This window comes from Roseomonas sp. CECT 9278 (genome assembly GCF_918698155.1).
Classification (GTDB): domain Bacteria; phylum Pseudomonadota; class Alphaproteobacteria; order Acetobacterales; family Acetobacteraceae; genus Neoroseomonas.
Window position 1 is genome coordinate 1 of record NZ_CAKKLX010000008.1, and the last position, 18,402, is coordinate 18,402.

Sequence of the window (18,402 nt, forward strand, 5' to 3'; positions counted from 1 at the left end):
ACGCCACCCCGGCACCGGCCGCGCCGCCGCCGGCATCCGGCACGGGCTTGCCGGATGCCTTCCCCCTCATCCCTGCCATACCGCGCTGAACGGCACGCCTCCGTGGACGACAGCCTGATCGCCACCACGCTGAACCGGGACCTGCTGGCGCAGGGCGTCGGCGGGCAGCTCGCGGTGCAGCACTGGGAACAGCTGACGCAGTATCTGCGCCGCGCGCTGTCCCCCCGCCACGCGGCATTGTTCGCCGAACCCAACCCGGACCCCGAGAAGGGCAGCATCGACTGGTATGCGCCCGGCGCCGGCCCAGCCGTGCCGCTGCCGCTTCTCGACCCCGCCGCGGCCGAGGCGGCGCGCGCGCTGCTGATGCCCATGGTCGCCGAGATCCAGGCGGCGGCCGAGAAACTGCGCGGATCGGCCAGCGAGGGCGAACGCTTCCTGGGCGAATTGCTGCGCCTGGCGCTGGAAATCCCGGACCAGGGCGCGATCCGCATGCGCGACGGCGTGCCGGTGCTGGCGCCCTGGGGCCACACCGCGGCCGGCCCCGGCGGCATGCGCGAATTGCTGGTGAAGATGGTGCCGACGCCGGTGGCGCCGATGGCGATGGTCGGCGCGCCGGCCGCCGTGGTCGCAGCGCGCGCGCGCATCTGGCCCTGGCTGCTGGCGGCGCTGCTGCTGCTGCTGGCATTGCTGCTGGCGCTGTGGCTGCTGTGGCGCGATCCCTTCGGCTGGTTCGCGACCCCGCAGGCGCAATGCGTCGCGCCACCAACGCAGGTCGGCACGCTGGACCGGTTGCGCGAGGAGGAAGCGCGCGAGGGCGCGCTGCGCGCCGAGCTCGCCCGCATCTACGCCGAGGCCGGTGAGCGCCGCCTGCTGTGCCGCCCGCCACCCCCGCCGCCGCGCCCGCCCGAACCACCCCGCCCGCCGGAACCCCCGCCGCGCCAGCCCGACCCGCCGCCGCCGCCGCCCGAGCCGCCGCGCAACACCGACCTCGACCGTGCCGACCGACAGGGCGCGCGGCGCGGGCGCACGCAGGTGATCCTGGCCTGGGATGACCGCAACGACCTCGACCTGGCGGTGATCTGCCCGGGCGGCCAGCGGATCGACTTCCGCAATCGCCAGGCCTGCGGGGGGTCGCTCGACATCGACCGCAACGCCGCGGGCGGGCCGACCACGCGCACGCCGGTCGAGAACGTGGTGTTCGAACGCGACCCGCAGCCCGGCACCTACCGGGTGGTGGTGGATTATTTCGACCGCGCCGATGGGCCGACCACGCCCTATCGCGTGACCGTGCGGCGCGAGGGGCGGCCCGACCAGGTGTTCACCGGCACCGCGCGGCAGGGCATGCGCGACCAGGTGGTCGGGGAGTTCACGGTGCCATGAGTATGGGCCCTCTGGCGCCGGGCGCCCGCCTCCGCGGGCTTGGCTGGCACGCCATGCACTGTGGCACCGTGCGTGAAGGGCGGGATGGGCGCGGTCGCGCTGTGTGTTCCCGGCCCGATGCAGGGCATCTGGCCGGCGTTCTGGAGGGCGGACGATGATCCGCCTGACCGCCACGCGCGCGCAGGATTTGCGGCCGCTGCTGCCGATGCCGCCCGACCAGGCCTTCGCGCTGCTGCAGGCCGAGGCGGGTCGACTCTCGCCGGCCCATGCCGCGCTGTTCGCGCAACCAATCGCCGAGGATGGCGGCATCGCCTGGGGCGCGCCGGGGCAGCGGTCCGCGCGCTATGCCGATATCGACGCCGCATCCCGCGCTGCGCTGACCACCGAGGCCGGGCGCATCCTGTCCGACCTGCGGCGCGAGGCCGAGCGCCAGGCGGCAACCGGTGGCGGCCCGCTGGTCGCGCTGTGGCCGGCGCTGGCGGAAATCCCGTCCTTCGACATGGTCTTCGCCGTCGATGGCCGGCCGGTGCTGGCCGGCTGGGGGCATGTGGGCGGCGCGGCACCCGGGCCGCTCGGCCTGCTGGCGCGCTTCGACGATGGCGTGCACTGGCAGCCGCCGGCGCGGCGGCCCTGGGGTGTCTGGGCGGTCACGCTCGGCGCGCTGGCGCTGCTGGCGTTGCTGGCGGGGCTGATCGGCCCGCTGCTGGCCTGGCGCTTCTTCACCCCGCCGCAGGCGCAATGCGTCGCGGCGCCCGGCGACATGGAGGCGCTGGCGCGCCTGGTCGAGGCCGAGCGCGGCGAACGCGACCTGCGCACCGAACTCGCGCGGCTGGAGGAGGAGCTGGGTCGCCGGCGCCTGGCCTGCCCGCTGCCGCGCGCGCCCGAACCCCCGCCGCCGCCGCGCCCGCCCGAGCCCACGCCGCCCCCCGCGCCCGAGCCCCCGCGCGAGGACCCCTTGCCGCTGCCCCCGCCCGAACCGCCCCCGCCACCGCCCGAGCCGCCGCAGCCGCCGCCTGGCCCGCCGCCCGGCACACAGCCCTGCAACGTGGACACGCAATCCGGCGGCGCCGGGGAGACGCGCACGCGCCATTATGTCGGCCCGACGCCGGGGCCGGTGACGCTCGACTACGACACCCAGACCGTGCCGGACCGGATCGAGGTGCGCTATCGCGGGCGGGTCATCGCGCAGACCCCCGGCATGGTCAGCGGTCGCGGGCGGATCGGCTTCGACTGGCAGCCCCAGGGCGGCGACAATGTGGTGGAGGTGGTGGTGATCGGGCCGTTCTCGAACACGCGCTGGCGCTACCGGCTGAATTGCCCGTGAGCCGCGCTGGCTTCGCCACGTTGGCGCCCGGGCGCGCGCTGCGGCACACTCGCGGGCGCGAGATGGGATGCCCATGAGCAGTTCTGCGACCCCTGCCGGTCTGATCAGCCTGGTGCCGTCCTCCGGCATCCAGTTCCTCGACCTCGACTTCGACATGGACCGGCTGCCGCGCGGGTCGCGGTCCTTCTGGGAGGAACAACTGCGCGAGCAGGTGGACCACGAAGGCAAGTCGCCCACCATCCTGCGCGTGCTGGAACAGGATGCCGACGGCAACCTGGCCGATCCCGTGACGCGGCAGGTGCCGCCGGCCGAGGAGACCTACGCCGTCTCCCGCGCGCAGGCGCTGGAGCCGTTCCTGAACAAGTGGGTGCCGCTGCCCTATTTCCGCGTCCATGCGCGCGGCGCTGACGGCAAGGAAGTGTACGACCGCGGGCCGTCCAACTGGGCGCGCGCCTACATCGCCGAGAAGCCGGTCCGCGACCCGGATGGCAAGTCGCATCGCCTGGTGCTGGCCTTCGACACGGCGCTGATGCCGCGCAGCGCGGAGCGCCCGTATGTTGCGCCGGCGCCCGAGGATTCCGCGCGCCAGCAGGAATTCGCACCGGTCTTCGCGCATGGCGAGAATGCCTGGTTCCTGAACGAATCCTGGGTCGGGCAATGGCTGGAGGAAGGGTTCCGCGAGTTGCGCCAGGCGCAGCGCGGCGGGCGCGCGCTGCGGCCCGAAGACTTTCCCCATGCCTGCGAGCATTGGGCGCGCTACCTCGGCTTCCTCGGGCTGCTGGAGGGCATCGGCATCCTGCCGCGCATCCGCCTGGTGGATGTGGTCTCCGACAATCGCGGCTATGCGCCGATCAACGTGGATCTGGTGCTGGATATCGGCAATGCGCGCACCTGCGGCGTGCTGGTCGAGGAAAGCCAGGACGCGCCGTCGCTGAACAATTCGCAGGTGCTGGCCCTGCGCGACCTGTCGCACCCGGAGGACGTCTATGCGCGGCCCTTCGAAAGCCGGGTGGAATTCGCGGTCGGGTCGTTCGGGCGCGATGCGATTTCGCGCCGGTCGGGGCGGGCGAATGCCTTCCGCTGGCCCTCGCCGGTGCGTGTCGGGCCAGAGGCTATGCGCCTGGCCGCCGCGACGCAGGGCAATGAGGGTGCCACCGGCATTTCCAGCCCGAAGCGATACCTGTGGGACCGCCGGCCGAACGTGCAGGGCTGGCGCTTCAACGGCCGTGCGTCCGACGGCGTGACGACGGAACCGCCGGTGTCCGGCCCCTTCATGGCGCATGTCACCGAGACCGGCGAGGCGCTGCGGATGCTGCGCGGGCGCGGGCAACCCGCCGTGCGTGCGCGCTTCTCGCGGTCGGCGATGTATACCTTCCTGCTCGCCGAATTGCTGATGCAGGCGATCACCCAGATCAACGCGCCGGCCACGCGCGCGGCGCGCCGCTTCGCCGACGTGCCGCGCCGGCTGCGCCGGGTGATCCTGACGCTGCCGCCCGCCATGCCGCTGGCCGAGCAGAAAATCCTGCGCGAACGCGCCGAGGGTGCGATCAAGCTCGCCTGGGACATGCTGGGCTGGACCGAGGCCGGACCGACCGCGCCGCCCGAACCGCGCGTGCTGCTGAACCTCGATGAAGCCACCGCGACGCAGGTGGTCTGGCTCTACACCGAGATCACCCAGCGCCTGCAGGGCGACGCGCAGGGGATGTTCGAACTGTCCGGTCGCGTGCGTCCGGAGCGCGGGCCGAACCCCTGCCTGCGGGTGGCTTCGATCGATATCGGCGGTGGCACGACGGACCTCATGGTGGTGACCTGGAGCGTGGAGAACCGCGACACCATCGTGCCGCGCCAGGAATTCCGCGAGGGCTTCAAGATCGCCGGCGACGAGGTGCTGGAAGGGCTGATCACGCACCTGGTCCTGCCGCAAGTCGCCGATGCTTTGCACGCCGCCGGCCTGTCGGACCCGCAGGCCTTCCTGCGCCAGACGCTGGGCGGGGATCGCGGCGGGCAGAGCGAGGTGGAGCGCCATCTGCGCCGGCAATTCGTGGCCCAGGTGCTGGAACCGGTCGGGCTCGCGGTGCTGCACGCCTATGAGCGCATCGAGGGCCGCGCGATGGGCGAGGTGTTCCGCGCCAGGGTCGCGGAGGTGCTGGCGTTGCAGGCACAGCCGGCGAATGCGCGCGCGGTGGCGTTCTTCGAAACGGCCGCACGCCAGGCCGGCGCGCGCGGCTTCGCCATCGCCGATGTCGAGGTCGCCGCCGATGCGCGGCGCGTCGAGGCGGTGATCCAGGCCACGCTCGGCCCCGTCCTGGCCGATCTGTGCGAGGTGGTCTGGCACTACGATTGCGACGTGCTGCTGCTGTCGGGCCGCCCGTCGCGGCTGCGCGCGGTGACCGACATCGTGCTGGCGAAGTCGCCGGTGCCGCCGCATCGGATGATCGGCATGCATCGCTATGCGGTGGGCGGCTGGTATCCCTTCCGCGACGCCAATGCGCGCATCGAGGACCCCAAGACCAGTGCGGCGGTGGGTGCGATGCTGTGCGCGCTTGCGGAAGGGCGGCTGGAATCCTTCCTGATGCGGACGTCGCAACTGGCGATGAAATCCACCGCGCGGTTCATCGGGCGGATGGAGATTTCCGGGCAGATCCGCGACCAGGGGGTGTTGCTATCCGAAGTGGACCTGGAAAAGCGCCCGGCCGGTTCGGACGGCGTCGAATTCACCATGACCTTCGCGGCACCGACCTTCCTGGGCTTCCGGCAATTGCCGATCGAACGCTGGCCCGCCACGCCGCTCTACGCGCTGGAATTCGCCAATCCTGAGAGCGTTCCGCGCATGGCGCTGCCGCTGCGGGTGAAGATCCGCCGCGCCGACATGGACCCGGATGCGCCAGGCCAGGAGGAGAAGCGCGAGGATTTCCGCGTCGAGGAGATCGAGGATTCGGAAGGCACCGCGCTCAGGCGTTCCGATGTGGAGATACGGCTGCAGACCATGAAGAACGAGGCCGGCTACTGGCGCGACACCGGCGTGGTGGGGCTGTCGTGAGGCTGCAGGTCACCACCGACGCCGCACTCGCCGCCGCCGCGCGTGGCACGGCCGAGGCTGCAGCAGAAGCGATCGACTGGCTCGGCGACAACCGCGCCAAGGTGCGCGAGGAAGCCCAGGCCGTCGCGCGCGACTTCCGCAAATTCGCGCGGCGTGCGCGCAAGCTGGAAGTGGCGGCCGAACGGCCGATGTGCGTGTCGGTGTTCGGGCCGTCGCAATCGGGCAAGTCCTACCTGATTTCCGCGCTCGCACGGCGCGGGCAGGACAGCGTGACCGCGATGTTCGACGGCACCGCGCTCGACTTCGTGCGCGACATCAACCCCGAGGGCGGGCAGGAAGCCACCGGCCTGGTCACCCGCTTCACGCTGCGCCCGCCTGCGGCGATTCCGGGGCATCCGGTGGTGCTGCGGCTGCTGTCGCAGACCGATGTCATCAAGATCCTGGGCAATACCTTCCTGGAGGATTTCGACCCGGCGGAGGTGGACATTCCCTCGCCGGAGCTCGTGCAGTCGCATTGCGCGAAATTCGCATCGCGCGTTGCGGCCGAACCGACCGATCGGCTGACCGATGACGACGTGGACGACCTGCGCGAATATTTCGAGGGGCTGTTCCGCGGACATCCGCTGGTGCCGGGGCTTGGGTCGGCCTTCTGGGTGCAGGCGGCCTCCATCGCGCCGCGGCTGGCGGTGGCGGAGCGCGCGGCGTTCTTCTCCATCCTGTGGAACGGGCATGAAGCCGTCACTGCCGCCGCGCGGGAATTGCTGACGGCGCTGGCGGCGCTGGACTTCCCAGATGAGGCCTTTGCGCCGCTCGATGCGCTGTCGCCGCGCGAGACGTCGATCATCGATGTCCGCACGTTGTCGGGACTAGGCGATCCGTCCGACGGCAAGCTGGCGCTACGCACACGCGCCGGGCGCCAGGCGGTGCTGCCGCGCGCGGCGGTCGCGGCGCTGGTTGCGGAACTCACCATCGCGCTGCGCGACAAGCCCTGGGATTTCTTCGAGGTCACCGACCTGCTCGACTTCCCCGGCGCACGCTCGCGCGAGAAGCTGACCCAGCCGGGGCGGTTCCTCAGCGAGAAGGGCAAGCTCCCCGGCTTGTTCCTGCGCGGCAAGGTCGCCTACCTGTACCAGCGGTATTGCGCGGAGCAGGAAATCACCTCGATGCTGCTGTGCATCGGGCCGTCCAACCAGGAAGTCCGCACGCTGCCGCGGATGATCAAGGATTGGGTGGACGGCACGCTCGGCACCACGCCCGAGGAACGCGCGCGCCATCGCAATGCGCTGTTCCTGGTGCTGACCAAGTTCGACACGGAGTTCGAGGAAAAGAAGGGCGCGACGGAAGGCACCGGCAGCCGCTGGACCATCCGGCTGAACGCCTCGCTGCTGGATTTCTTCGGCAAGGAATACGACTGGCCGCGCAACTGGGCGGCGGGCGCGCCGTTTGCGAATTCCTACTGGCTGCGCAATCCCAACGTCGCGGCGAAGCATATCCTCGACTACGACGAGCAGGGACGCGAGGCATCGCCGCGCGCCTCCGAAGCGCCGCGCATCGCGCGGCTGCGCGAGGAATTCCTGTCGAACGACGATGCGCGCCGCCACTTCGCCGATCCGGAACGCGCCTGGGATGCGGCGATGACGCTGAATGATGGCGGCATCTCCTACCTCGCGGAGAGCCTGCGCCCGGTCTGCGACCCTGCCATCAAGCGCAACCAGATCGCCGCAAGGCTGGACTCGCTGCGCATCGACATGGCCGCACGGCTGTCGCCCTATTGGCATTCGGGCGACCTGACGGCGGAACTGGCCAAGCGGCGCGAGGAAGCGCGCGTGGTCAGCCGCGCGCTGGTCGCGTGTGCGTCCGCGCAGGCCTTCGGCCGGCTGATCCGCAGCCTGCAGGTCACGCATGAGGAACTGACCTCCGCCTGGTGGCGCATGCAGACCGAACCGGCCGAGGAAGCCCCCGTCGGCGCGCGGGCCGGGGAGGAGGACTACCTGGCCGAACTCGGCGACCTGGTCGCCCCCGCCGCGGCCGGCGAGCACCGGGCGCGCGACGCCTTCGAACGCTACGCCGACATGGCGGTGGTCGAATGGCTGGAGAAGATGCACCGCGTCGCCGCGGAGCCCGAGACCGCCGACCAGTTGAAGTTGCCGCGCGAGGCGGCCTCCGCGCTGGTCGCGCAGATCGGTGCCGGTGCGCGGCGCACGGGGCTGTCCGCGCGCATCGCGCAGCGCCTGCGCGAAGCGGCGTCCTATCGCCAGAAGCTGTCCGAAAGCGCGGCCAAGCCGGTGATGGTCGCCGAGGGCGTGGTCAACCGCTATGTCCATTCGCTGGGCTACGCCGACGTGCCGGTCGACCAGCGCCCACGCGCCGGGCGTACCGAACGGCCGGTCTTCGCGCCGCGCGCGCCGGTGAATGGCGCGCCGCTGCTGGGCGCCCAGCCGGAGCCCTACGACAAGCAGTATCACGTCGACTGGATCAGTGCCTTCTCGCGCCTCGCGGAGGAGAACGTGACCGCGCCTGGCGGGCTCGAGATCGACGTCGCGCAGAATGCGCGCCTGGGCTCCATCCTGGGCGCGCTCGGCGCCGCCGCATGAGCGTGGTGCGCGCCGCCGCCGACCCGGCGCATCCCGAGGGCGGGCACGCCATCATCCTGTTGCAGGGCGTGATGGACATCCCCGCCGACCCGCGCTTCCGCATCCTGCGCGAAGGCTGGGGCAAGGGCACGCTCGGCCCCGAGGGCTGGCAGGTGAGCGATGCGCTGATCGCACCCGATCGCGCGGAGGCCTCGCCGCAGGGCGTGCGGTTGTATCTCGGCCCGCAGGTGGTGGATTGGCTGGAAGCCGGACCGGTGATCTTCCGCCTGCCGGAGGCGCGCATCGACGCGCCGCTGTTCTGGCCGGACGTGCCGCCGCTGCATGGCGGGTCGGGGCATACCATCGCCGTGCCGCCGCCGCCCGCGCCGCGCGCCGCACCGACGCCGCCAGCGCCGCCGCCGCTGCCGGGGGGCGAGGACCCGGACGCGACCATCATGCTGCCGCGCGCGATACCGGCGCCGGCGCCCGCGCTGTCCGTGCCGCAGCCCGCGGCGATGGCCAGGCGTGGTTCGGCGCTGCCCTGGATACTTCTCGCCTTGCTGCTGCTCGCCGCGGCGGCGGGTGGCGCCTATTGGTGGTTCGTCCTGCGCGAACCGCCGGCGCCGCCGCCCGAGCAGCCGCCGACCAGCGAACCGGTGATCATCGCCCCCGAACCCCTGCCGCGTCCCGAACGCCCGATCGAACCGCCGCCCATCCTGCCGCCGGTGCGCCCGCAGGCCGAACCGCAGGCGCCGGTCACGCTCGATGGCCTGTCGGTGCCCGAGGTCGTCGCGCGCGCCGCATCGCCGGCCGCGATCGCCGCGGAAGCCGCGCGCCGCTATGAATCCGGCCGCTACGACGACGCGCTGCTGCTATGGGAGGCCGCCGCGCGGGCCGGACATGCTGCGTCGCTGACGCGCCTGGCGGGGCTGTACGATCCTGTCGGCTTCACCCCGGGCCGGCCCTTCCGCGACCCCGACCCGCGCCAGGCCGCGCGCCACTACCGCGAGGCGGTGACCGCCGGCGACCAGGCCGCCGCCGAACCGCGGGCGCGGCTGCGCCAATGGCTCGATGACCGCGCGCGGGAGGGCGACATCAACGCGCCGCTGACCATCAGGGATTTCTGGCAATGACGCCGCGACGCATCCTGCTGCTGGCCTCCGCCGCCCTGCTGCCGCAGATGGCCCAGGCACAGCAACGCGGCATCCGCACCGCGCCGCGCGCACCGCTGCTGATCCCGGGCAAGACCACGCTGTTCCAGCGCGTCATCATGCGCCCTGGCGCCACCCTGCACGCCCAGCCCACCGCGCCGCAGGGCCAGCCGATCGCCGGCTTCACCGTCGCGCATGTCTATGCCCGCCGCGATGGCTGGATCGAGATCGGCCGCGAGGCCGATGGCCAGGTGCAGGGCTGGGTGCGCGAGGACCGCGCGATCGATTGGCGCCACACCATGGTCGGCGCCTTCACCAACCCCGCGGGGCGCGAGCGCACCATGTTCCTGCGCGATGCCGACAGCCTGCGCGGGCTGCTGGCCTCGCCGTCCATGACGCAGGATGCCGTCGCGCTGCGTGCCGCGGCGGGGCAGCCCGGCAGCCCGGTGCTGGCGCTGGAGCCGGAGACCTTCATCGATATCCAACGCAATTTCTACCTGCTGCCGATCCTGGAGGCGGAGACCATCCAGCGCCGCGACGGCACGCAGATGCGCGCGCTGGAAGTGATCTCCGCCCCCGCCGAGCTGCGCCAGGCGCCGACCCAGGCCGACCCGTCGCGCCTGCGCGACTTCCGCGGCGGCATCGTCTTCGTCATCGACAGCACGGTGTCGATGCAGCCCTATATCGACCGCACGCGGGAGGCGATCCGCCGCATCGTCGGCCGCATCGGCGACAGCGCCGTGCGTGACAATTTCCGCTTCGGCATGGTGGCCTATCGCGCCGACATCTCCGCGCGTCCGCAGTTGGAATACGTCACGCGCCTGGTCGCGGCCCCCGACCTGTCGCAGCCGCCCGCCGCCATCCTGCCGGCGATCGAGAGCGTGCAGGCCGCCACCGTCTCGACCGAACAATTCGACGAGGACGCCATCGCCGGGCTGCGCGTGGCGATCGACCAGGTGGACTGGTCGCAATTCGGTGGGCGCTATGTGGTGCTCATCACCGATGCCGGTGCGCTGGATGCGACCGACCCGAAGTCGCAGACGCGGCTCGGCATCCCTGAGATCAAGGCGCTGGCGGAAGCGCGCGGCGTGGCGCTCTTCGCCATCCATCTCCAGACGCCCGAAGGCCGGTCCAACCACGCCGGCGCGCGCGCGCAATACACGGAACTCACGCGCTACGGTGCCGCCGGGTCGCTGTATTTCCCGGTTCCCGGCGGCAGTCCGCAGGCCTTCGAGCAGGTGGTGAACGGCCTGACCAACGCGCTGTTCCGCCAGGTGGCGGACACCGTCGGCCGCCCGGTCGGCGGCGTCGAGCCCGTGCGCACGCCCGCCGCCGAACGCATGGCGCAGCAGGTCGAGATCGTCGCGACGGCGATGCGCCTCGCCTATCTCGGGCGCGAGGGCGGCACCACGGCGCCCGATGTCGTGCGGTCCTTCACCACCGATCGCGACCTGCGCGACCCGACCCTCGCCGCGCTGGATGTGCGCGTGCTGCTCACGCGCAACCAGCTGTCCGACCTGTCGCAGGCGCTGACGCGCATCCTCGATGCCGGGCTGGCCGGGCGCACCGACCCGCGGTCCTTCTTCGGGCAGTTGCGCGCGGCCTTCGCGGCCACCGCGCGCGACCCGGCGCGGCTGGGCAACCTGGCGCGCGTCGGCCAGGCGCTCGGCGAATACCTCGATGGGCTGCCCTACCAGTCGCAGGTGATGGAACTGACCGAGCAGGAATGGCTCGCCATGGGGGCCGCCGCGCAGCGCGAACTGATCAACGGCATCGAGGCCAAGCTGCGCCTGTACCAGGAATTCGCGGCGCGGCCCGACCTGTGGGTGACGCTGGATGGGCGGCCCGGCGGCGAGGCGTTCTTCCCGGTGCCACTGGAGGCGCTGCCATGACGGGCGCCCGCGAGCGCCGCGCAGCGACCGCCGCGCCGCGCGATCCGCCGGGCTGCCGGCGATGACCGCGCTGCTGTCCCTGCGCGGCGTCGCGCGCGCCTATCGCGGGGATGCGGCGCCCTTCGCCCTCGATGTCCCGGCATTCGACCTGCTGGAGGGCGAGGCGCTGGCGCTCGCCGGCCCCTCGGGCAGCGGCAAGTCCACGCTGCTGATGATGCTGGCCCTGGCGGCACCTCCCGACGCGGCGGACCGCTTCACCTTTGCCGGCCAGGACATCGCGCGCCACTGGCGCGCCGGGCGCCGCGATGCGTTGGCGGACCTTCGCGCGCGGCGCATCGGCGTCGTGCCGCAGACCGGCGGGCTGCTCGGCTACCTGACGGTCGAGGGCAATATCGCGCTGACGCAGCGCATCGCCGGGCGGCCCGATCCGCGCCGCGTGCGGGCATTGGCGGAGGAGCTCGGCATCCGCGCGCAAGTGTCCCGGCGCCCGGCCGAGCTCTCGGTCGGGCAGCGCCAGCGCGTGGCGATCGCGCGCGCGCTGGCGCACCGCCCGGCGCTGGTGCTGGCGGACGAACCCACCGCCTCGGTGCATCCCGAACTGGCCGATGCGGTGCTCGCGCTGCTGAAGCGCGAATGTGCGGCGGCCGGCGCCGCGCTGCTGGTCGCGACGCATGACCCGGACCGCGCCGCGCGGGCGGGCTATCCGGTGCTGGCCTGCGAAACGCGCGCGCCCGGGGCCGATGGCATCGCGCGATCGATCTTCGCGCGCGCGCCGATGCTGCAGGCGGCCTGACCATGCTGCGCCTGGCGCTTGCCGACCTCTGGCATGAACGGGTGATGTTCGTGTGCTCGGTGCTCGGCTGCGCGGCGGTGCTGGCACCGCTGATCGTGCTGTTCGGGCTGCGCCAGGGCGTGGTCGCCGGCCTGCGCGCGGAACTGCTGGAGGACCCGCGTGCGCGGGAGGTCGTCTCGGTCGTCAATCGCACGCTGGAACCCGCGCTGTTCGAACGCCTCGCCGCCGATCCGCGGATCGCCTTCGTGGTGCCGCGCACGCGCGCCCTGTCGGCCACCATCGTGGTCGAGAATCCGGCGCGCGGCGGGCGCGGCCTGCGGATCGAATTGCTGCCGACCGCGGATCGCGATCCCCTGCTGCCCGGCATCGCCGCGGGCGATGGCCTGGTGCTGTCGCCCACCGCGGCGGAGCGGCTGGGCCTCGCGCCCGGCGACGAGGCGCTGGCCTCCGTCGCCCGGACCCGTGGTGCGGAACGCGAGGTGCTGTCGCTGCCGCTGCGCGTCGCCGCCATCGCGCCGGTTGCCGCCTCGTTGCGCGACGCCGCCTTCGGCGCGGTGCCGCTGCTGCTGCTGGTGGAGGACTTCCTCGATGGCAGCGCCGCGACCGATGCGCGGCCGGGCGCCGCCGAGGCCGCCCGCACGCGCGCCTTCGCCGGCTTCCGCCTGCACGCGGCGCGGATCGAGGACGTGCCCGACCTCGACCGCGAGTTCCGCCTGGCCGGCATCGACGTCGCCTCGCGCGCCGAGGCGGTGGCCGGGCTGCTGCGGCTCGATCGCAACCTGGCGCTGCTGTTCCTGGCGCTGGCCGGGGCAGGGGGGGCGGGCTACCTGGTCAGCCTCGGCGTCGGGCTCTGGGCGCAGGTGGAGCGCAAGCGGCGCGACATCGCGCTGCTCTCGCTGCTCGGGATGAAGCGCCGCGCGCTGCTGATGCTGCCGGTGGTGCAGGCGGCGGCGGTGGCGCTGGTGGGCGCGCTCTGCGCCTTCGCGGTGGCGGCGGCGGTGGCGGGCGTGCTGAACCGCGCCTTCGCGGGCACGGTCGCCGGGGACCGCGCGGTCTGCCTGCTGACGGCGGCGATGGGCTTGGGAGCGGCAGCCGTGACGCTGGCGGGGGCGATGGTCGCGGCACTGCTGGCGGGCGTTCGCGCGGCGGGCATCGCACCCGCGGAAGGGCTGGCGGAGGGGTGATGCAGGGCAACGGACAGAATTGGAGGGGCGCTGCCCCGCCAAGCCACCCCGCCACAGGCCGAAAGGCCTTTGGAAACCGGTTGTTGGCGCTGGTCCTGGTGGGGGGGGTGCTTGGCACGGCGGCACGGGCGCAAGGGCCGTGGCCTGAGGAGTTCACCAACCCCCGAACCGCGGAGCGTGACCTGCTGCTGCCCATGCCTTGCGGCGGCGCCATGGCGTTTCGGCCGGTCGAGACGCCGGCGGGGCCAGGGGCGCTCGAGGACCGGCCGGTCACCCTGGGCACCACCGACCCGGCGGGCGGCATCGCCGAATTCGCGCGGCGCGAATCCGTCGCCGGGGCCTTCACGGCCGCCGGCCGCGACGTCGCGCAATTCTGGATCGGCAAGTACGAAGTCACGCGCGACCAATACGCCGCGGTGATGGAGGAACGCTGCCCGACAGCCTCCGCGGCCGGGCGGCTGCCGGCGGCCAGCCTGTCCTGGTTCGACGCGGTGGCCTTCACCCAGCGCTACACCACCTGGCTGATGGCCAATGCGCGCACGCGCCTGCCGCAGGCCGACGGCACCCCCGCCTTCGTGCGCCTGCCGACCGAGGAGGAATGGGAATACGCCGCGCGCGGCGGCGCGGCGGTCAGCGAACTGGATTTCCTCGGCCGCACCTTCCCGATGCCCGAGGGCACGTCGCGCTATGCCTGGTTCCAGGGGCCGCGATCGGCCTCGGGCCGCGCGCAGCCGATCGGCATGCTGGAGGCGAACCCGCTCGGCCTGCACGACATGCTGGGCAATGTCGGCGAACTGGTGCTGGAACCCTTCCGCGCGGTGCGCGTCGGCCGCCTGCACGGCCAGGCCGGCGGCGTGGTGGTGAAGGGCGGCGACTACCGCACGCCCGAGGCCGCGCTGCGGTCCTCCCTGCGCATCGAGGTGCCGCCCTATGACGCGACGGATGGACAGCCGACGCGCCTCGCCTCGGTCGGCTTCCGTGTCGCGCTGGCGGCGCATGTCACCACCAGCCTGCGCCGTGCCGAGGCCCTGAACCGCGCCTTCGAGGCCGAGAGCCGCGCGTCCGGCACCGAGGCCGAGAACGCTCGCCGGCAGATCGCGGCGCTGCGCGAGGGTGCCTCGCCGCAGTTGCGCCAGGGGCTGGATCGGCTGGAGGCGGGGCTGATGGCGGCGGAACGCCAGCGCCTGGAGCAGGAACGCGCAGGCATCCGCGCGCAGCTGGAGGGCGCGGCCGTGCTGGCGCGCGCCGCCGGCCAGTCGCAGCGGCGCATGGATGGCATCGAGCCGCTGCTGGCCGGTGCGGATGTGGTGCAGGCGAGCCCGGAGATGCGCGCCGGCTGGGCGCGCGCGCTGGAGCAACTGCGCATCGAGCGCGAGCTGTCGCTGGATGGCTATGCGCGTATCGTCGCCGATCTCGGCCGCAGCGCGGATCGCGCGACGCTCGCCACCGAGGGCGGCGTGGTGGTGCGCGAGACCGAGGCGCGCGGCGTGCCGGACCTGCGCCCCTACCTGGATGTGGCGGCGCGCCATGCGGCGGATTCGCGCGACCGTGGGCTGCCGCCGCGCGACCGGCTGCGCGAGGAAGTGTTGGCCGCGGGCCGCGGCGCGGTGCCGCCGCAGGCCGTGGCGGCGCCACCGCCGGCCACGCCGCAGCGCCCGGTGCAGCCGGTGGTGACGCGCCCACAGCCGCAACCCCAGCCGCCGCCCGCGCCGCCGGTTGCCGTGTTGCCGCCACCGCCGCCGCCCCTGCCGCCCGTGACGGCGGAGCCCGAGCCACCGGCGGCCTCGCGCCCGTCCCAGGCCTCGCAATCGCCGCGCCCACCCGTCACGCCGCCGCGGCCGCCGGCGGCCCCGCCGCCGCGCGAGGGGCCGGGCATCAGCGTGAAGCCGCCGATCCAGCGCGGCGGGCCGTCCTCGCGCTTCGATCCGACCGGCAAGCCGCTCTGAAGGGGCGGCGGACTGCGCACGCGGTTGGCGGGCACCCATCGAAGCGCGCTTCGGCGGGGCCCGGTGTGACGGCGGCGCGCGCGGCGAGGATCAGTCGTCGTCCGAGCGCGAGGGCGGGCCGGCCAGCACGCCGCCATCGATGGTGATGGTCTGCCCGGTCATGAAGGACCCGGCCGCGGAGGCAAGGAACACGGCCGCGCCGGCGATCTCGTCAGGCTCGCCGATGCGCTTCAGCGGCGTGTCCTTGGTGCGCTTCTTGTAGATGCCGGGGTCCTCCCACAGCGCGCGGGCGAAGTCGGTGCGGATCAGGCCGGGCGCGATGGCATTGGCGCGCACGTTCTTCGGACCCCATTCGACGGCCAGGTTGCGCACCAGTTGCATGTCGGCCGCCTTGGAAATCGCATAGGCGCCCAGCACCGGCGAGCCGCGGAAGCCGCCGATGGAACTGACGATGATGACCGACCCGCCGCCGCGTTCCGCCATGCCCGGCGCGGTCATGTGCGCCAGCCAGAGGTTCGACTTGATGTTGGAGGCCATGATCTTGTCGAAGATCTCGTCCGGCATGGTGATGGCCGGGCCGAAATGCGGGTTGATCGCGGCGTTGCAGACCATGATGTCCACCTGGCCCCAGGCGGCGATGGTCTGGTCGATCAGCGCCTGGCATTCGTTCTTGCGGCCGATGTTGCAGGCCAGCGCCATGGCGGTGCCGCCCTTGGCGGTGATGGCGTCCACCACCTCCTGGCAGGCATCGAGCTTGCGGGAGGAGACCACCACCTTGGCGCCGTGTTCGGCCATGCGTTCGCAGATGGCGCGGCCGATGCCTCGGCTGCCGCCGGTGACGACGGCGACCTTTCCGGTCAGGTCAAACAGGGTCATGCGTTTCGCTCCCGTGATCGTGCGTGCAGGGCAGCGCAGCATGGGCGGCGCGTGCCGGCAACCATGCTTGCGGGCGGCGCGGTTCTGCCGGACACTCCGCCGCCGAACAGGGCCGGTCAGGTCCGCATGAGCTTGAGGGAGTGACGGCCTTGTCCGACTTCGTGCAGCACGCGCAGCATGGCGATGTCCATGTGTTGCGCCTGGCCAACCCGCCGGTGAACACGCTGCGGACGGAAATCCGCGCCGGGCTGCATGCCGGCCTGGCGGCCGCGCAGGCGGTTGGCGCCAAGGCCGTGGTGCTGATCGGGTCGGGCCGCATGTTCTGCGCTGGTGCCGAGATGACCGAATTCGGCAAGCCGCGGCAGCCGCCCTCGCTCACCGAGGTGTTCGACGCGATCGAGGGCTTCCCGGGTGTCGTGGTGGCGGCGATCCATGGCTCGGCGCTGGGCGGCGGGCTGGAACTGGCGCTGGCCTGCCATGCGCGCGTGGCCGCGCCGGGCGCGATGGTCGGGCTGCCGGAAGTCAAGCGCGGCTTCGTCCCCGGCGCGGGCGGGACGCAGCGCCTGCCGCGGCTGATCGGGCCGGAGGAAGCGGCGAAGATCATCATCAGCGGCGACCCCGTGCCCGCCGAGAAGGCGGTGAAGCTCGGCTTCGTCGATGCGGTGATCGAGGGCGACCTCGAAGCCGGCGCGGTGGCCTGGGCGAAGGCGGCGATCGGCAAGACCTTCACCCTGGCGCGCAACCGCACCGACAAGGTCGGCGGCCAGGACCCGGCGGCGTTCGAGGCGGTGGTGGCCGGGTTGCTGAAGCGCTCGCGCGGGCAGGAAAGCCCGAAGGGATGCGCGGAGGCCGTGCGCGCGTCCTTCACGCTGCCTTTCGAGGAAGGGCTCGCGAAGGAACGCGACCTGTTCGCGACGCTGGTGGCGGGCGAGCAGTCCAAGGCGCTGCGCCACATCTTCTTCGGCGAGCGCGAGGTGCTGCGCATCCTCGGCATGCCGGCCGAGGCGAAATCGCTGCCGGTGGAACGCCTGGTGGTGATCGGTGGCGGCACCATGGGCGGCGGCATCGCGATGTCGGCGGCGAATAACGGCGTGCCGGTGACGATCGTGGAGACCAGCGAGGAGGCGCTGCAGAAGGGCCTCGCGCGCTGCCATGCGAATTGGGAACGCACCGTCGCGTCCGGGCGGCTGTCGCAGGCCGACTACGAAACGCGCAAGGCCCTGCTGACCGGCAGCACCGATTTCGAGGGCACCGTGGCGAAGGCCGACCTGGTGATCGAGGCGGTGTTCGAGAACATGGCCGTGAAGAAGGAGGTCTTCGCGCGGCTGGACAAGGCGGCGCGGCCGGGCGTGGTGCTGGCGTCGAATACCTCGACGCTGTCGATCGACGAGATCGCGTCCGCCACGTCGCGGCCGGAGCTGGTGGTGGGGATGCATTTCTTCTCCCCGGCGAACGTGATGCGGCTGCTGGAGAATGTGCGCGGCGCGGCATCGTCCTGGGCGACCATCGCGACGGCGACGGAATTCGGCAAGCGCATCGGCAAGCTGCCGGTGCTGGTCGGCAATTGCGACGGCTTCGTAGGCAATCGCATGACCGGCAAGCGCGGCCCGCAGGTCGAGAAACTGCTGCTGGAAGGCTGCCTGCCGGCCGACATCGACAAGGTGATGGAAGGCTACGGCATGGCGATGGGGCCGCTGGCCACGGGCGACCTCGCGGGCCTCGATATCGGCGCCGCCGTTCGCAAGGCGCGCGGGACGGTGGCACCGGTGGCGGATGCGGTGGTCGCACTCGGGCGCTACGGGCAGAAGACCGGCAAGGGCTGGTACATGTACGACGAAAAGCGCAACCGCCTGCCGGACCCGGAGGTCGAGAAGATCATCCTCGACGTGGCGGAGAAGATGCAGGTGCGCCGGCGCAGGATTTCGGACGAGGAGATCCTCGACCGCATGCTGCTGCCGATGGTCAACGAGGGCGCGCGCATCCTCGAGGAAGGCATCGCGTATCGTTCGATCGATATCGACGTGATCTTCATCAACGGCTTCGGCTGGCCTGCCTTCCGCGGCGGGCCGATGTTCTGGGCCGATACCCAGGGGCTGAAGACGGTGCGCGACAAGCTGGCGCGCTATGCCGAGGCGACCAACGACGCCAACCTGAAGCCGACGGCGCTGATCGAGAAGCTCGCGGCCGAGGGCGGGACCTTCGCCGGCATGGGCCGCTGACCGAATTTCGAACGGGGAGAGACG

At 72.6% G+C, this 18,402-nt stretch carries 11 protein-coding genes; 10 read left to right on the forward strand and 1 reads right to left on the reverse strand.

Annotation, left to right across the window (positions count from 1 at the left end; all coding sequences use genetic code 11):
* The first annotated feature begins 102 nt into the window (after nucleotides 1–102).
* The 9 genes from LQ222_RS07290 (at nucleotide 103) to LQ222_RS07330 (ending at nucleotide 15,283) form a co-directional block, all read left to right on the forward strand.
* Nucleotides 103–1,380, forward strand: a complete 1,278-nt coding sequence (locus tag LQ222_RS07290; RefSeq protein ID WP_230165473.1) for a hypothetical protein — start codon at nucleotides 103–105, stop codon at nucleotides 1,378–1,380.
* Nucleotides 1,381–1,534: 154 nt separating this feature from the next.
* Nucleotides 1,535–2,704 (forward strand): hypothetical protein, encoded by a 1,170-nt coding sequence (locus LQ222_RS07295; protein ID WP_230165474.1) that lies wholly within the window; start codon nucleotides 1,535–1,537, stop codon nucleotides 2,702–2,704.
* Between the two features lie 73 nt (nucleotides 2,705–2,777).
* Entirely contained in the window at nucleotides 2,778–5,744 is a 2,967-nt protein-coding gene (locus tag LQ222_RS07300) for a virulence factor SrfB (protein ID WP_230165475.1), read from the forward strand.
* Nucleotides 5,741–8,338 (forward strand): virulence factor SrfC family protein, encoded by a 2,598-nt coding sequence (locus LQ222_RS07305; protein WP_230165476.1) that lies wholly within the window; start codon nucleotides 5,741–5,743, stop codon nucleotides 8,336–8,338. Before LQ222_RS07300 ends, LQ222_RS07305 begins: the two co-directional genes overlap by 4 nt.
* Nucleotides 8,335–9,450 (forward strand): hypothetical protein, encoded by a 1,116-nt coding sequence (locus LQ222_RS07310; RefSeq protein ID WP_230165477.1) that lies wholly within the window; start codon nucleotides 8,335–8,337, stop codon nucleotides 9,448–9,450. Before LQ222_RS07305 ends, LQ222_RS07310 begins: the two co-directional genes overlap by 4 nt.
* The gene (locus LQ222_RS07315) at nucleotides 9,447–11,360 is read left to right on the forward strand and encodes a vWA domain-containing protein (RefSeq protein WP_230165479.1); all 1,914 of its coding nucleotides are present in this window, start codon (nucleotides 9,447–9,449) and stop codon (nucleotides 11,358–11,360) included. Before LQ222_RS07310 ends, LQ222_RS07315 begins: the two co-directional genes overlap by 4 nt.
* Before the next feature lie 61 nt (nucleotides 11,361–11,421).
* Complete coding sequence (locus tag LQ222_RS07320) at nucleotides 11,422–12,153, forward strand: ABC transporter ATP-binding protein (RefSeq protein ID WP_230165481.1); 732 nt, start codon at nucleotides 11,422–11,424, stop codon at nucleotides 12,151–12,153.
* A gap of 2 nt (nucleotides 12,154–12,155) precedes the next feature.
* Nucleotides 12,156–13,337 (forward strand): FtsX-like permease family protein, encoded by a 1,182-nt coding sequence (locus LQ222_RS07325; RefSeq protein WP_230165482.1) that lies wholly within the window; start codon nucleotides 12,156–12,158, stop codon nucleotides 13,335–13,337.
* 83 nt (nucleotides 13,338–13,420) lie between these two features.
* Nucleotides 13,421–15,283 (forward strand): SUMF1/EgtB/PvdO family nonheme iron enzyme, encoded by a 1,863-nt coding sequence (locus LQ222_RS07330; protein ID WP_230165483.1) that lies wholly within the window; start codon nucleotides 13,421–13,423, stop codon nucleotides 15,281–15,283.
* Between the two features lie 90 nt (nucleotides 15,284–15,373).
* Here the strand turns inward: LQ222_RS07330 and LQ222_RS07335 are convergent, their stop codons facing one another.
* Entirely contained in the window at nucleotides 15,374–16,159 is a 786-nt protein-coding gene (locus LQ222_RS07335; protein WP_230165484.1) for an SDR family NAD(P)-dependent oxidoreductase, read from the reverse strand.
* A 140-nt stretch (nucleotides 16,160–16,299) separates the two neighbouring features.
* On the opposite strand from LQ222_RS07335, the gene LQ222_RS07340 reads away from it, so the two are divergent.
* Entirely contained in the window at nucleotides 16,300–18,378 is a 2,079-nt protein-coding gene (locus LQ222_RS07340; protein ID WP_230165485.1) for a 3-hydroxyacyl-CoA dehydrogenase NAD-binding domain-containing protein, read from the forward strand.
* Nucleotides 18,379–18,402 lie beyond the last annotated feature (24 nt).